Below are 15,143 nucleotides of genomic sequence, written 5' to 3'. Positions count from 1 at the left end.
CATGCTCGCTCTCGTCGTGAACCCCGTCGCCGGGGTCGGCGGGCCCGCCGGGCTCGCCGGCTCCGACGGCGCCGACGTGCAGGTCGAGGCCGCCGCGCGCGGCTCGCACCCGCGCGCGGCCGAGCGCGCCCGGCTCGCGCTCGAGGTCGTCGCGACGACGGCGGATGCCGCGCGGCAGCCGGTGCTCACGGCGGCGGGCCCGATGGGGGAGGACGCGGTGCGGGCCGCGGGCCTCGAGCCGCACGTGGTCTACCGACCGGGCGGCGACGGCCCCGGGGCATCCGCCTCGGCGGCGACCGCGGCCGACACGACCGCAGCGGTGCGTGCACTCGTCGCCGCCGGGGCGACCCTCGTGCTCTTCGCCGGCGGCGACGGCACCGCCCGCGACGTCGCCGCCGGGCTGCTCGCTCCCGCGGCCGCGCTCGGCATCCCCGCCGGCGTCAAGATGTACTCGCCCGTGTTCGCGGTGAGTCCGCGCGCGGCGGGCGCCCTCGCCGCGGCGTGGGTCGAGGCATCCGGATCGAACGGAGCCCTGCCCGTGCAGGAGCGCGAGGTGCTCGACCTCGACGAGGCCGCGATGCGTCGGTCGCGCGTCGAGCCGCGGCTCTACGGCACCATGCCGGTGCCGTACCGTGCAGGCCGAACGCAGTCGCGCAAGGCGGCGACGCCCGCCAGCGAGCACGCCGCCGTCGTGGCCGCCGCCCGAGGTGCCGCCCGCGCCATGCGGCCGGGCGTGCGCTACCTGCTCGGTCCCGGCGGCACGATGAGCGAGCTCGCCAGGGAGCTCGGCGTCGCGAAGACCCCGCTCGGCGTCGACGTCGTGCTCGACGGCCGCCTCGTGCTGGCCGGCGCGAGCGAGCACGACCTCGTCGATGAGATCTCACGGGGCCCGGCGAAGGCCGTGGTGAGCGTCATCGGCGGGCAGGGGTTCCTGCTCGGCCGAGGCAACCAGCAGCTCTCGCCGAGGGTGCTGCGCCTGCTCGACGACGACCCGCTCGTGGTCGTGGCCCCCGAGCAGAAGCTCATCGACCTCGGCGGGCGCCCCCTGCTCGTCGACACCGGCGACCCGCGCGTCGACGCCCGCCTCGCGGGATTCGCGCGCGTGATCACCGGCTCCGGCGCATCCAGTTTCTATCCTGTCCACGCACCCGATATCGAAGGAGAAGGCCATGCGCCTTGAGAACAAGCAGGCCATCGTCACGGGCGGAGCGGGCGGCATCGGCCGCGCGACCTCGCTCGCACTCGCGGCCGAGGGTGCCGCCGTCGCGGTCGTCGACCTGAACGCCGAGGCCGCCGAGCAGGTCGCCGCGGAGATCCGCGAGGCGGGCGGCACCGCCATCGCGATCGGGGCGGACGTCTCGAGCGAGGCCGACATCGAACGCGTCGTCGCCGCGACGGTCGCCGAGTTCGGGGGTGTGAACGTCGTCTTCAACAACGCGGGCATCATCCGCCGCACGACCGCGGTCGAGACGACCGTCGAGGAGTGGGACCGCGTCTTCGGCGTGAACGTGCGTTCGATCTTCCTCATGTGCAAGCACGTCGTGCCGGTCATGGAGGCAGCGGGCGGCGGCTCGATCGTCAACACCGGTTCGGGCTGGGGCCTCAAGGGCGGCGGCCAGGCGATCTCGTACTGCGCTTCGAAGGGCGCCGTCGTCAACATGACCCGCGCGCTCGCGATCGACCACGGCCCGCAGGGCATCCGGGTGAACTCGGTCAACCCGGGCGACGTGAACACGGGCATGCTGCGCGAGGAGGCCCGCCAGCTCGGCCAAGCCGAGGACGGGTTCCTCGCCGAGGCCGCCGACCGCCCGCTGCGTCGCATGGGCGAACCGCGCGAGATCGCGGCGGCGGTCGTGTGGCTCGCGAGCGACGAGTCGAGCTACGTCACCGGGTCGGCGCTCGTCGTCGACGGCGGCGGCATCGCGTAGCCCGAGCGCCTGGGCGCGCTGTTTCTGCAGGAGAACTGCACTGGGACGCCCGGTCGGGCGACCATGGGGCCCGATCTCCTGCAGCAGCAGCAGCGCGGCGGATCAGGCCTGCGGGATCGCCGCGACGACGTCGATCTCGACGAGGATGTCCGCCAGGCGCGAGCCGACCGTCGTGCGCACCGGATAGGGCTCGGTGAAGAACTCGGCGTAGGCCTCGTTGTACTCGGCGAAGTCGGCGAGGTCCTCGAGGTGGGCGGTCACCTTCACGACGTCGTCGTGGGTGAGCCCGTACTCGGCGAGCACAGCACCGATGTTGCGCAGCACCTGGCGGGTCTGCTCCTTCACGCCGCCCTCGACGACGAGGCCCGTCGCCGGGTCCTGCGGGCCGAAGCCCGCGGTGTACAGGAATCCGTTGGCGACGACGCCGTGGCTGTAGGGCCCGGCGGGCTTCGGCGCGTTCGAGAGCGTGACGGCGGTCTTGGACATGGGTTCCTCCTGGGTGTTCGTTCCGGTGGTCTGGGTGGTCTGGGTGGTCTGGGGTGTGGTGCGGTTCGCGGTCTGCGGATGCCTCGGGCGCGACCCCGAGGCATCCGTTCACCCGAGCTCGCGGGAGATCAGTTCGGCGGTCTCGCGCATGGCGGGCAGCTCGGCCTTCAGCCGGTCGAGGTCGGCGACCATGCGGATCGCGGTGACGGAGAGCGCGCCGACGACGCCCAGCGAACTGCGGATCGGCACGGCGATGCAGTTCACGAAGGCCTCGAACTCGCGGTCGTCGACGGCGTAGCCGCGGGCCGCGGTGAGTGCGAGCTCGCGGTCGAGTCGCTCGCGCGAGTCGATCGTGTGCTCGGTGTAGCGCTGCCAGACGACGCCGTCGAGCACGGCGTCGCGCCTCGCGGGGTCGATCCCCGCGAGGATCGCCTTGCCGACGGCGGAGCAGTAAGGGATCACCGCCCGGCCGATCCGGGAGTACATGCGCACGCCGGCCTCGTCCTCGGCCTTGTCGACGTAGACGATCGAGCGGTCCATGAGGGCGGCGAGGTGCACGGTGTTGCCCGTGCGGCGCTGCAGCCGGCGCACGTGCTCGGCGCCCGCTTCGCGCAGGTCGAGCGAGTCGAGCGCCTGCTTGGAGAGCGCGGCGAGCCGGGTGCCGAGCGTGTACCGGCCCGAGCCGCGCTTGCGCACCCAGCCGACGGCCTCGAGCGCCTGGAGCTCGCGGAACATCGTCGACCGGTGCAGGCCGAACTCCGCGGCGAGCTCGGCGACGGTGCGCGGATCGGCCGCGATCGCGTCGATGATGTGCGCGGCGCGCGTCACGCTCTGCGACATGTCAGGCCCGCCCTTCCCCGTCGTCGGCTGCGCGATCGTTGCTCAGGAGTGCGCCATCGTTTCTCAGGAGCGTGTCCTCGTTTCTCAGGAGCGCCGGGGCGTTCGCGGGCTCCGCGAACGTCGATCGTCCTGAGAAACCGCCGTCGGTCGCGGCCCCATTCCTGAGAAACGAAGCCGAGCGGCGCAGGCCCCGGCCCGGCGTGGCGCCGGTGAGCGCACCGTTCGCGAGCACGGGGACGCCCGCGACGAACACGTCGTCGATGCCCGCGGCGAGCTCGAGCGGTGCCGCATACGAGGCCCCGGCGCGGACGCGCTCGGGGTCGACCAGCACGAGGTCGGCGACGGCACCCTCGCGCACGACACCCCGTTCGCCCAGCCCGAATCGTCGGGCCGCGCGGCCCGAGACGAGTGCCGAGGCATCCGGCCACCCGAGCGTGCGCTGCTCGCCGACGAGGAGCGAGAAGTATCTTGCGAACGATCCGCGCGCCCGGGGGTGCGGGTGCCGGCCGAGGAAGATGCCGTCGGATCCGCCGATCGCCGAGGGGTGCGAGAGGATCTCGGCGAGCTCGGCGTCGCTGCGCTCGTGCTGGACGGCCATCACGACGTTGACCTCGAGCCGCGAGGCCACGAGCACGTCGAGCGCGAAGTCGATCGCATCGATCGGTTCGGCAGCGGCGGTCGAGGCGCTCCTCCGAGCGCTCGCCTCCGCCGCCTCGGCGAGGCTGAGCCCGTGCGCCCAGTCGTACTCGGGCGCGGCGATGTGCGCGAGCGTCAGCATCGCGGGCCAGTCGGGTCCGAGGCTCGCGTAGCCCGTGATCGTCGGGAACCAATCGGCACGCAGCCGGGCCCGCTCGGCGGGGTCGGCGAGCACCGCGAGCACCTCGGCGGCGGGGCGCACGGTGAGCGAGGCCGGCAGGATCGGCATCGCGAGGATCGAGCAGCCGCGCGTGTACGGGTAGGCGTCGAAGGTGGCATCGACGCCGGCCTCGGCGAGCCGCGCGAGCTCGCCGCGCACGATCGGGGGCGTCGCGTGGAAGTGCGACACGTGCACGCGCACCCCGCTCGCCGTCGCGACCGCGCCGATCTCGTCGATGCCGGCCGCCGAGTTGGCCTCGTAGCCGCCGCGCATGTGCGTCACGTAGACGCCGCCGGCCGCGGCGACCGGCCGCGCGAGGTCGGCGAGCTCGGCGGCGTCGGCGAAGACGCCGGGCACGTAATCGAGTCCGGTCGAGAGGCCGACGGCGCCGTCGGCGAGCCCGGATGCCACGAGCTCGCGCATCTCGTCGAGCTCGGCCGGGGTCGGGGCATCCGTGGAGCGCCCCATGACGGCGAACCGCACCGTGCCGGCCGGCACGAGGGTCGCGACGTTGAGCGGGGTCGTGCCGTCGTAGCGCGCGAGGAGGGCGCCGACGCCGCCGCCCGCATAGTGCGGGTGCCTCCCGTTGATCGCGGCGAAGTACTCGGTGCCGTAGGCCCCGTCGCCGGGGGCGAAGCCCACGCCGTCCTGGCCGCCGATGACCGTCGTGACGCCTTGGCGCAGGAGCGCGAGCTGCACCTCGGGGTCGAACACGGCGCCGTCGGCGTGCGAATGCGCGTCGACGAAGCCGGGCAGGAGCAGCCGCCCCGCGGCGTCGACGACGGTCGCCCGGCGGCCGAGCGCCGCACGCGCATCGCGAGCGCCCGCGGCGTCGATCGCCGCGATGCGGCCGCCGGCGAGCAGCACGTCGTGCGTTCCCGCGCGCGCACCCGTCTCGTCGACGATGCGGGCGTTCGCGATGAGCACCGGGTCATGGGGGAGCGTCTCGGTCATCGCCGTCAGAACCTCGTGTGCACGAGGTCGACGACGAGGTCGCTCCCGGCATGCTCGACGACGGGAATCCAGCGCCACTTGTCGAACGCGGTGCAGGGGTGCGAGAGGCCCAAAGCGACGACGTCGCCGATGGCGACGGGCAGGGTCGCGCCGGCCTCGGCGCGGAGGTAGGCGTGCTGGTCGTTCACGGCGGTGACGGATGCCTCGTCGAGCGGCCGCACCTCGTCGCCGAGTGCGCTCGCGACAGCGAGCGGCACCGGCAGCCCCTCGTCGTAGGGGAGGTCGCGCTTGCCGCCGTCGAGGAGGGCGAGCCCGGGCTCGGGGTGCGAGACGACGCGGGCGTAGCCGCGCATCGCGGCGGTGAGCTCGCGATGGATGGGAGAGATGCCGCGGTAGAAGCCGTCGTCGTGCACGAGCGAGGCGCCCGAGCGCAGCACCCAGCGGGTGTCGCCGCGCCCGGCGTCGGCCTCGATCTCGGGGGCGAAGACGTCGGCGACGAGGTCGAGGTAGGCGCTGCCGCCCGCGGTCACGACGAGCGGGCCGTCGGCGGGGTCGGCGAGCGTGCGCACGGCGCCGTGGAGCTCGACGAGGTCGGCGAGGTAGTCGCGCACCGCTGCGACCGCGACCGAGGAGCGGTCGTGCCCGAGGCTGCCCTCGTACCCGGCGACGCCCGCGAGCCGCAGGACGGGCGAGTCGGCGATGCGGCGGGCGATGACGAGGGCCTCGTCGAGTCCGCGTGCGCCGGTGCGGCCGCCGCCGGCGCCGAGCTCGACGAGCACGGCGATCGGGCGGGCGACCGCCGCACCCTCGGAGCCGATCGCGTGCGAGGCGGCGGCGAGGCCGCGCTCCATCGCCTCGACGGTCTCGACGGAGTCGGCCCACGACCAGAACTCGAAGTCGGGGTCGGCGAGTTCGGCGGCGACCCAGGCGAGCGCGTCGGGCGCGACGAGGGCGTTCGCGAGCACGACGGTGCGCACGCCGAAGGCGCGTGCGGTGCGCACCTGGCCGGGGGTCGCGAGGGTGAGGCCGGTGGCCCCGCCGGCGAGCTGGAGGCGCCAGAGCGCGGGGGCCATCGTCGTCTTGCCGTGCGGCATGAGTTCGAGGCCGCGCTCGTCGCACCAGCGCTGGATCGTCTCTGCGTTGTGCTCGAGGGCCGCGCGATCGAGCGCAAGGAGCGGGGTCCAGAACTCGCCGAGCCGGGGCGCGGTGTCGAGGAACTCCTGAACGGTGAGCCCGGCCGCGCGCGGGGGCAGCCCCTTGTCGCACTCGGTGAGGCGGGTGTCGGCGGTCTCGGCGAGCGGGGCGAGGCGGTGCATCCGAAGCTCACTTTCTAGGTGTTGCGTATTCTGCAACGCGTTTGCGCAGCAGTTGCACAACCGCCAGCATAGGCCGTGTGACCGCTGCTCCGCTGCCCGAGATCATCGCCGTCGGCGAGACGATGGTGCTCGTGGCGCCCGCGCTCGCCGAACCGCTCGCCGAGGCCCGCGACTTCCACCTCGACGCGGGCGGCGCAGAGTCGAACGTCGCCTCGCACCTCGCCGCACTCGGCCATGCCGCCGCCTGGGCGGGCCGGGTCGGCGACGACGCGCTCGGTCGCCGACTCGTCGCGCAGCTCGCGGCCCGCGGCGTCGACACGCGCTACGTCGAACGCGACCCCGGTGCTCCGACCGGGCTCTACGTGAAGGACCCCGGCAACGGCGTGCAGTACTTCCGGGCCGGCTCCGCCGCCTCGAGGATGTCGCCCGGGTTCTTCGCCGCACTGCCGCTCGACGGCGTGCGGGTCGTGCACCTCAGCGGCATCACCGCGGCGCTCTCCGCCTCCTGCGACGCGATGCTCGACGCCGCCGTCGAACGCGTCCGTTCGAGCGGCGCGCTGCTCAGCTTCGACGTGAATCACCGGGCGGTGCTCTGGCCGGGCGATCCGTCCGCCGCGCTCGCCGCGGCCGCGACCCGCCTCCGCGCACTCGCCGCCGGCTCCGACGTCGCCTTCGTCGGGCTCGACGAGGCCGAGCGGCTCTGGGGCACTGCGACCCCCGCCGAGGTGCGGGTGCTGCTGCCCGAGCCCGAGCGGCTCGTCGTGAAGGACGGCGACGTCGGGGCCACCGAGTTCGCGCGCGACGCCGACGGCGGCGACACCGTCGAGCACGTCGCCGCGCACCGGGTCGAGGTCGTCGAGGCCGTCGGCGCCGGCGACGCGTTCGCCGCGGGCTATCTCGGTGCACTCCTCGAGGGCCGTGACTCCGTCGAGCGGCTGCAGGCCGGCCACGACCGCGCGGTGCTCGTGCTCGCCGAGACGAGCGACTTCCCGCGCGAGCTCAGCGCCCCGTGATCCGACCGCGCACCGCACGACCGCGCACCGCCCCGACTCGCTCCCAGTGAAAGGCCCCGTGATGACCACGATCGACAACGCCGCATTCGACACCCTCCTCGCCGGCCGCCCGCTGATGGCGATCTTCCGCGGCTTCGGCGTCGACCGCAGCCTCGCGCTGGCGCGACAGGCGTGGGAGCTCGGCATCGACGTGGTCGAGCTGCCGATCCAGTCCGACGCCGATGTCGAGGCGCTCGCCGCCGTCGCCGAGGCCGGGCGTGCCGAGGGTCGGATCGTGGGCGCGGGTACCGTGGTGTCGCTGCAGCACGTCGAGCAGGCCGCCGCCGCGGGCGCGGGGTTCACGGTCAGCCCCGGGTTCGATGAGGCCGTCGTGCGCGCCTCGTTCGACGCCGGACTGCCCCCGCTGCCGGGCGTCGCGACGGCGACCGAGGTGCAGCGGGCGACGTCGCTCGGGCTGACCTGGCTGAAGGCGTTCCCGGCCTCGCTCCTCGGGCCCGGCTGGTTCGGCGCGATGGCCGGGCCGTTCCCCGAGGCGCGCTTCGTCGCGACGGGCGGCATGGATGCCTCGAACGCGGGCGAGTTCCTCGCCCGCGGGGTGCGCACGGTCGCCGTCGGATCGGCCCTGGAGGATCCGGCCCAGCTGCCGGCGCTCGCCGCGCTGCTCGCGCGCTGAGGCCCAGGCCGTCACGACGACGCCCGGTGCGGGGGATTCCCGCACCGGGCGTCGTCGTTTCGTGCGCCTGCGGAGCCCGCGGCCGCAGCGCTCGCCGTGACAGCCGGACTAATTGAATGAATTGTTTCCGGTTACTTCATTTTCTGTTAGGGTCGCTTCCAGTAACGACCGCACCACGATCCTGCGCGCGGCGTACTGCTCTTCCCACGCAATGAAGCACGAGAGGAATGACGGAACGATGATTCGATCCAAGCGCCGCATCGCGGTGGCGCTCGCAGCCGGGGCCGCCGCGCTCGCAGTCGGCCTGACCGGGTGCACGCCCTCGACCGGGTCGGGCGGCGACGCCGCGGTCCTCCGGGTCTGGGCCGGCAGCGCCACCCCCATCAACAACAACTTCAACCCGTTCGCGGTCGACACCGCCGTGCACGCCACCTTCGGTGCGATCTACGAGCCGCTGTTCTTCTTCAACCAGCTCTCGGCCGACGCACCCGTCGGGCTCATCGGCGACGGCTACGAGTACAGCGAAGACGGCCGCACGCTCACGGTGACGATCAAGCCCGACCTGAAGTGGAGCGACGGCGAAGACCTCACCGCCGCCGACGTCGCCTTCACCTTCGGGTACGGCTCGAACAAGTCGGAGCAGTTCGTCTCGGCCGAGGCCACCGACGACACCACGGTCGTGCTCACCTACACCGAGCCCCAGTTCACGAGCGCCTCGCTCACGCTCGGATCGACCTACATCATCCCCGAGCACATCTGGGCCTCGATCGACGACTTCATGGCCGAGACGAACCCCGAACCGGTCGGCTCCGGGCCGTACGTGCTGAAGAGCTTCTCCGACGCGGCGTACACCGTCGAGGCGAACGAGCTCTTCCGCGACGGCGCCCCCGCCGTGGAGCAGGTGCAGTACGTCGGGCTCGACTCGAACCAGTCCTCGCAGGACCTGCTCACCACCGGCAAGATCGACTGGGTCGGCCAGTTCATCGCGAACCCCGACGCCGTCACCGGGTCGGGCGAGATCACGACGCTCAACCAGCAGCAGGACCCGACCACGATCACGACGTGCGCCAACGCCGAGCTCGGGTGCGTCGGCCCCCAGACCGACCCCGCCGTGCGCCAGGCGATCAACCTCGCGATCGACCGCGCCACGATCGCCGAGAAGGCGTTCGCCGGCCTCGCGGGCGAGTCCTCGCCGTCGTTCACCCTGCAGCCGCGCGACGAGCAGTGGCTGAGCGACCCCGAGCTCGCCACGAGCCCGCAGCAGGCGGATGCCGCCGAGGCGGGCGCCGTCCTCGAGGCCGCCGGCTACACGAAGGGATCCGACGGGTTCTACGGCAAGGACGGGACGGCGATCGAGATCGACCTGTTCTCGCCCGACGGCTGGACCGACTACAACGACGCGGCGAAGCTCATCTCCGAGCAGGCGGCGGAGGCGGGCATCCGCATCAATGCCCGCACCGTCTCCGACGCCGAGTACTGGACGCCGATCCAGAACGGCGACTTCCAGATGGCGCTCTTCGGTCTCACGCAGAGCCTCGTCGCCGACCCGTACTCGAACTACCACGAGTACTTCGCGGGCACCTCGACCGCGAAGGTCGGCGAGCCCCCGCTCGTCGGGCAGAACTACTCCCGCTACACGAACCCGACGGTCGATGCGGCGGTGCTCGCAGCCGGTGCGACGCAGGACGTCGCGGCGAAGCAGGAGGCCTACGCGACGATCCAGGCCGAGATCGCGCGCGACCTCCCGTACATCCCGGTGGTGCTGAACGCCTCGCAGTCGTTCTTCAACACCGAGAAGTTCAGCGGGTGGCCGACGGAGGACGAGCTGTACGCCGCGCCCCTGCCCTATCTCGCAGTGGCCAACGCGGTCGTGCTCACGCACCTCACGCCGGTCGAGTAGGCCGAGCGGTCCCATGGAACGAACCTCCCCCACCTCGAGGACGGCAGCGGGATGAGCTTCTACCTTCGGCGGGTCGCCTTCTACCTGGTGACCCTCTGGGCGGCGATCTCGCTCAACTTCCTGCTCCCGCGGCTCCTCCCGGGCGACCCCGCGGCGATCATGCTCGGCAAGCTCCGGCGGGCCAGCGGCGGGCGTCCCCTCTCCGAGGAGACGATCGAGGCGATCACCTCGATCCTCGGCGCCGGGAAGGACATGTCCCTCTGGGACCAGTACGTGGCGTACTGGGGCCGGCTGCTGCAGGGAGACCTCGGGGTCTCCTCGACGCGGTACCCGGCCTCGGTCGCCGACCTCATCGCCGCGGCGCTGCCGTGGACGATCATCCTCGTCGGCGTCGCGACCGTCATCTCGTTCCTGCTCGGCATCGTCGTCGGCGCGTGGGTGGGGTGGCGGCGCGGCACCTGGCTCGACCATCTCGTGCCGGTGACGACGGTCTTCCAGTCGATCCCGTACTTCTGGCTCGCGCTCGTGCTCGTCGCGGTGTTCTCGGTGCAGCTGGGACTCTTCCCGATCGTCGGCGGGTACGACGTCTTCGAGTTCCCGGCGGGTCCCGAGCTCAGCTGGGCGTTCATCGGCAGCGCGGTCTACCACGCCATCCTCCCGGCGACCACGATCGTGCTCTCCTCGGTCGGCGGCTGGCTCCTCGGCATGCGCAACATGATGGTGTCGACGATGTCGGAGGACTACGTCGTCACCGCCGAGGCGAAGGGGCTGACGCCGCGCCGCGTGCGCACGAAGTACGCGTCGCGCAACGCGGCGATCCCGAGCCTCGCAGGATTCGGCATCGCGCTCGGCTTCGTCGTCGCGGGCTCGATCGTGATGGAGCAGGTGTTCAGCTACCCGGGCATCGGCAAGCTCATGATCCAGGCGGTGCAGGGCCTCGACTACGCGCTCATGCAGGGCGTGTTCCTCGTGATCACGCTCACGGTGCTCGCCGCCAACTTCTTCATGGACCTCATCTACGGCTTCATCGATCCGAGGGTGCGACACAATGGATGACTCCCAGCCCACCCTCGATCGCGCGACCGACGACTCCGGGTACGCGACGGGCGACGACGCGCCGTTCCAGTCGCCGGTCTCCGCCGAGGCCGTGCGCGAGACGAACCGGGAGGCGACCGCGACCGCGGCGATCGCGGCGGCCCGCGCGACGCGCGGCGGGCGGTTCCGTCATGTGCTGCCGAGCCGCTCGGGCAAGCTCGTCGCGGGGGTCGTGATCGTCGGGCTCATCACCCTGTTCGGCATCTTCGGCCCGATGATCGCCCAGCCGCCCCGCGACTCGAGCAACGAGGCGCTGCAGCCGCCCTCGGCCGAGCACTGGCTCGGCACGACGAAGCTCGGCTACGACGTCTTCTCCCAGCTCGCCTGGGGCACGCAGGGCTCGCTCTTCATCGGGCTCGTCGCGGGCATCGTCGCCCTGCTCCTCGCGGTGATCTTCGGCGTCTTCGCCGGCTACTTCGGCGGCGTGCTCGACGAGGTGCTCACCCTCTTCACGAACATCGTGCTCGTCATCCCGGGCCTGCCCGTCGTCATGGTGATCGCCGCCTACGTGCAGAACGCCGAGGGGCTCGGGCCGCTCGCCCGCAGCTCGCTCCTCGTCGCGCTCGTGCTCGGCATCACGGGCTGGGCCGGGTCGGCGGTGGTGCTGCGGGCGCAGGCGCGTTCACTCCGCACCCGGGAGTACGTCGCCGCGGCCCGTGTCGCCGGCGAGAAGCCGGGCCGCATCATCTTCGTCGAGATCCTGCCGAATCTCGTGCCGCTGCTCGCCGCCCAGTTCATCTTCGGCGTCATCTTCGCCGTGCTCGGCGAGGCCGGCCTCTCGTACCTCGGGCTCGGGCCGACCGGTTCGATCACCCTCGGCACGATGCTGAACGACGCCCAGACCGGCCAGGCCGTCGGCACCGGCGCCTGGTGGTGGTTCGTGCCGCCCGGCCTCGTCATCGCCGCCCTCGGCGCCGGGCTCGCCCTCATCAACTTCGCGATCGACGAGGTCGTGAACCCGAAGCTCAGGCTCGCGCCTGAGAACGCGAAGCGCCAGCGCCGGGCAGCCAAGGCCGGCCGGGGCGTCGCCGACACCGGAGCATTCGCATGAACCCCACGAACCCCGTGATCGCCACGGACCCCATGAACGGCGCGCTCGCCCTCGGCGAGCCGGTGCTCACCGCGCGCGACGTCTCGATCGAGTACGAGGTCGACCCGCCGGTGAAGGCCGTGCGGGGCGCATCGATCACGCTGCACCGCGGCGAGATCCTGGGACTCGCGGGGGAGTCGGGCTGCGGCAAGACGACCCTGGCGTACGGCCTCAATCGCCTGCTCAAGGCCCCGGCGCTCATGACCGGGGGCGAGGTCGTGTTCCACGACGCATCCGGTGCCGACATCGACGTCGTCGCACTCGACGGCGAATCGCTGCGGAAGTACCGCTGGGACAAGGTGTCGATGGTCTTCCAGGGCTCGATGAACTCGCTGAACCCCGTCATGAGCGTGCGCAAGCAGCTGGCCGACGTGTTCCTCACGCACCGGCCCGCGATGAAGCGGGCCGAGCGCGAGGCGCGCTGCGCCGAGCTCCTGAGCCTCGTCGGCGTCGACCCCGCGCGTCTCTCGAGCTTCCCGCACGAGCTGTCGGGCGGCATGCGCCAGCGCGTGATGATCGCGATGGCCCTCGCCCTCGACCCGCAGGTCATGATCATGGACGAGCCGACGACGGCACTCGACGTCGTCGTGCAGCGCGGCATCATCCGCGAGATCATGCGGCTGCGGGAACGGCTCGGCTTCGCGGTGATCTTCATCACGCACGACCTGCCGCTGCTCATCGAGATCAGCGACCGCATCGCGATCATGCTCGACGGCGAGATCGTCGAGCAGGGCGCCTCCGAGCAGATCTACCGTGCTCCCGGGCACCCATACACCCGGCGACTCCTGTCGAGCTTCCCGAGCCTCCGCGGCGAGCGGGGCGACTTCATCCGTACGGGTGCCGCGATGGGCGGTGCGGCATGAGCGGGCGCACCACGCCCCTCGAGGCCACGACCCTCGAGGCGCGCCACCTCGTCAAGGACTTCCGCCTGCGGAGCGGCGTGAACGTGCGCACCCTCAATGCGGTGCGGGATGTCTCGTTCACCCTCGAGCCCGGGCGCACCATCGCCCTGGTCGGCGAGTCGGGGTCGGGCAAGTCGACGATCGCCCGGATGATGGCGAAGCTCGAGACCCCGACGTCCGGCGAGGTGCTCCTCGACGGGCGCGCGAGCGCGACCCGGGGGAGCGGCCTCGCCCGCTACCGACGCGATGTGCAGATGGTCTTCCAGGATCCGTTCAGCTCGCTGAACCCGTTCCATCCGATCCGGCACCACCTCGAGCGGCCGCTGCGCATCCACCACCCGCGGCTCTCGTCGAAGCAGGTCCGCGAACGCGCGGAGGAGCTCCTCGAGCGCGTGCGGCTCTCGCCGGCTTCGACGTTCGCCGACCGCCGGCCGCACGAGCTCTCGGGCGGTCAGCGACAGCGCGTCGCGATCGCGCGGGCGCTCGCGCCCGGGGCCCGGTTCATCATCGCCGACGAGCCGGTGTCGATGCTCGACGTGTCGATCCGCCTCGGCGTGCTGAACCTGCTCGCCGAGCTGCAGCGGCAGGAGCACCTCGGGGTGCTCTACATCACCCACGACCTCGCGACCGCGCGGCACTTCTCGGACGAGATCCTCGTGATGTACCGCGGCGAGATCGTCGAGCGCGGGCCGAGCGAGCAGGTGATCCTCGATCCGCAGCACGACTACACGAAGACCCTGCTGGAGGCGGCCGCCGATCCTGATCGGCTCGGACGGCTGCGCGACGAGGTGCGGAGCGGCGGGTGATCCAATCAGTAAACATTGTTTTCAGATAGAGTGACCACGAACACGATTCGCGAGAGGCGGACAGCATGAGCCAGATCGACCCGGGCACCCCGACGTGGCTCGCGGCGCGCAACGACCGCACCGCGTTCCGCCTCCTGCTCGAGCACGGGCCGCTCACGCGTTCGCGCCTCGGCGAACTCACCGGGCTGTCGAAGCCGACGGCATCGCAGATGCTCGCACGGCTCGAGCGGGTGGGGCTCATCCATCCCGTCGGCGAGCGCTCGGGAGGACGCGGGCCGAACGCGGTGACCTACGGCGTCCGCACCGATCGCATCACCGGGGTCGCCATCTCGATCCTCGACCGATCCATCCAGGCGGTCGTCGTCGACGCGGTCGACCACGACCACCCGATCGTCGAGATCGCGACGGCCGACGGCGACCGTACGCCCGAGGGCGACGTCCGCGACGCCGTCCGCGCGGCCTGCGCCAGCGCGGGCATCGACGAGAACACGGTGAGCCGGGTCGTGATCGGCGTGCAGGCGGCGTTCTTCGTCGAGGGCGACGAGCTCTCGTTCACCGACACGCTGCCCGGCTGGCCGGCGATCGGCGCCCGCGCGCGCATCGAGCAGGCGCTCGGCATCCAGGTGACCATCGACAACGACGTGAACCTCGCGACGATGGCCGAGCGCTCCGCCGGAGCGGCGCAGCAGGCGTCGAGCTTCGCGCTGTTCTGGATCGGCGACGGCCTCGGCGTCGGCGTCGACCTGGGCGGCACCGTCCACCGGGGCGCGTCCGGCGGGGCCGGCGAGATCGGCTACCTCGCGGTGCCGCGCGCGGCCGCCGCGCTCGCGCCGGCTGCGAACGACTTCACCGATCTGCTCGGCGGCCCGGCCGTCGCGCGGATGCTGGGCGACGGCGACCAGGCGCTCGCCGACGTCCTGCCCCGCCTCGCGGGCGACGACGCGGCGCTCTCGGCGCTCGCCGACCGGGTCATCCTGGCGGTCGACCCGCTGCTCGCGATCCTCGACCCCTCGATGATCGTGCTCGGCGGCCCCACCGGCACCGCCGGCGGTGCTCGGCTGGCCGAGCTCGTCGCCGGCCGCGTCGATCCCGCGGCCCACCCCAAGCTCGCGGTGCGCACGAGCGGCGCCGGCGCGCAGCCGGTGCTCCTCGGCGCGCGCCAGCAGCTCGTCGACCAGATCCGCGATCAGCTCGAGGCGGACATCTCGCTCGCCACCTGACCCGCCTGCGAGCGGCGGATGCCGGGGCATCCGCCGTCAGGCCACGATCTTCGCTCCGCGCCGC

At 72.5% G+C, this 15,143-nt stretch carries 14 protein-coding genes; 10 read left to right on the top strand and 4 right to left on the bottom strand.

Translation table 11 applies throughout. The features are described from left to right. Window position 1: 1 nt before the first annotated feature. Together ACFVAJ_RS02610 and ACFVAJ_RS02605 are read left to right on the top strand one after the other, a co-directional pair. Window positions 2-1,180 carry an ATP-NAD kinase family protein gene (locus ACFVAJ_RS02610; protein ID WP_376941236.1) on the top strand — a complete coding sequence of 393 codons (1,179 nt, stop codon included), beginning with the start codon at window positions 2-4 and terminating at the stop codon, window positions 1,178-1,180. After that, complete coding sequence (locus ACFVAJ_RS02605) at window positions 1,170-1,928, top strand: SDR family NAD(P)-dependent oxidoreductase (RefSeq protein ID WP_376941235.1); 759 nt, start codon at window positions 1,170-1,172, stop codon at window positions 1,926-1,928. Before ACFVAJ_RS02610 ends, ACFVAJ_RS02605 begins: the two co-directional genes overlap by 11 nt. Before the next feature lie 102 nt (window positions 1,929-2,030). Here the strand turns inward: ACFVAJ_RS02605 and ACFVAJ_RS02600 are convergent, their stop codons facing one another. The 4 genes from ACFVAJ_RS02600 to ACFVAJ_RS02585 form a co-directional block, all read right to left on the bottom strand. Beyond that, window positions 2,031-2,414: a RidA family protein gene (locus ACFVAJ_RS02600; protein WP_376941234.1), complete on the bottom strand. Its 384-nt coding sequence runs from the start codon at window positions 2,412-2,414 to the stop codon at window positions 2,031-2,033. A gap of 108 nt (window positions 2,415-2,522) precedes the next feature. Beyond that, the gene (locus tag ACFVAJ_RS02595) at window positions 2,523-3,254 is read right to left on the bottom strand and encodes an IclR family transcriptional regulator (protein WP_376941233.1); all 732 of its coding nucleotides are present in this window, start codon (window positions 3,252-3,254) and stop codon (window positions 2,523-2,525) included. A 1-nt stretch (window position 3,255) separates the two neighbouring features. After that, window positions 3,256-5,064 carry an amidohydrolase family protein gene (locus ACFVAJ_RS02590; protein WP_376941232.1) on the bottom strand — a complete coding sequence of 603 codons (1,809 nt, stop codon included), beginning with the start codon at window positions 5,062-5,064 and terminating at the stop codon, window positions 3,256-3,258. 5 nt (window positions 5,065-5,069) lie between these two features. Next, the gene (locus ACFVAJ_RS02585) at window positions 5,070-6,380 is read right to left on the bottom strand and encodes an alanine racemase (RefSeq protein ID WP_376941231.1); all 1,311 of its coding nucleotides are present in this window, start codon (window positions 6,378-6,380) and stop codon (window positions 5,070-5,072) included. A gap of 77 nt (window positions 6,381-6,457) precedes the next feature. Here ACFVAJ_RS02585 and ACFVAJ_RS02580 point away from each other — a divergent pair, with 77 nt between their 5' ends. The 8 genes from ACFVAJ_RS02580 (at window position 6,458) to ACFVAJ_RS02545 (ending at window position 15,079) form a co-directional block, all read left to right on the top strand. Then, on the top strand, window positions 6,458-7,393 hold the full coding sequence (locus ACFVAJ_RS02580; RefSeq protein ID WP_376941230.1) for a sugar kinase: 936 nt from the start codon (window positions 6,458-6,460) through the stop codon (window positions 7,391-7,393). A gap of 61 nt (window positions 7,394-7,454) precedes the next feature. Continuing rightward, on the top strand, window positions 7,455-8,066 hold the full coding sequence (locus ACFVAJ_RS02575; protein WP_376941229.1) for a bifunctional 4-hydroxy-2-oxoglutarate aldolase/2-dehydro-3-deoxy-phosphogluconate aldolase: 612 nt from the start codon (window positions 7,455-7,457) through the stop codon (window positions 8,064-8,066). A gap of 238 nt (window positions 8,067-8,304) precedes the next feature. Further along, window positions 8,305-9,966: an ABC transporter substrate-binding protein gene (locus ACFVAJ_RS02570; RefSeq protein WP_376941228.1), complete on the top strand. Its 1,662-nt coding sequence runs from the start codon at window positions 8,305-8,307 to the stop codon at window positions 9,964-9,966. Between the two features lie 51 nt (window positions 9,967-10,017). Then, window positions 10,018-11,022 carry an ABC transporter permease gene (locus ACFVAJ_RS02565; RefSeq protein WP_376941227.1) on the top strand — a complete coding sequence of 335 codons (1,005 nt, stop codon included), beginning with the start codon at window positions 10,018-10,020 and terminating at the stop codon, window positions 11,020-11,022. After that, a complete protein-coding gene (locus ACFVAJ_RS02560; protein WP_157422317.1) occupies window positions 11,015-12,112 on the top strand; it encodes an ABC transporter permease in 1,098 nt (365 codons plus the stop codon). The genes ACFVAJ_RS02565 and ACFVAJ_RS02560 overlap by 8 nt, the downstream gene beginning before the upstream one ends. Next, window positions 12,109-13,014: an ABC transporter ATP-binding protein gene (locus ACFVAJ_RS02555; RefSeq protein ID WP_376941226.1), complete on the top strand. Its 906-nt coding sequence runs from the start codon at window positions 12,109-12,111 to the stop codon at window positions 13,012-13,014. Before ACFVAJ_RS02560 ends, ACFVAJ_RS02555 begins: the two co-directional genes overlap by 4 nt. Then, entirely contained in the window at window positions 13,011-13,859 is an 849-nt protein-coding gene (locus tag ACFVAJ_RS02550; protein ID WP_376941225.1) for an ABC transporter ATP-binding protein, read from the top strand. The genes ACFVAJ_RS02555 and ACFVAJ_RS02550 overlap by 4 nt, the downstream gene beginning before the upstream one ends. 65 nt (window positions 13,860-13,924) lie before the next feature. Continuing rightward, window positions 13,925-15,079, top strand: a complete 1,155-nt coding sequence (locus tag ACFVAJ_RS02545) for an ROK family protein (RefSeq protein WP_376941224.1) — start codon at window positions 13,925-13,927, stop codon at window positions 15,077-15,079. Window positions 15,080-15,143 lie beyond the last annotated feature (64 nt).

The sequence above is a fragment of the Agromyces sp. NPDC057679 genome, assembly GCF_042799635.1.
In the GTDB taxonomy this organism is placed as follows: Bacteria; Actinomycetota; Actinomycetes; order Actinomycetales; family Microbacteriaceae; genus Agromyces.
The sequence above is the reverse complement of the archived record's forward strand: the minus strand, read 5'-3'. Positions and strand labels throughout refer to the sequence as shown.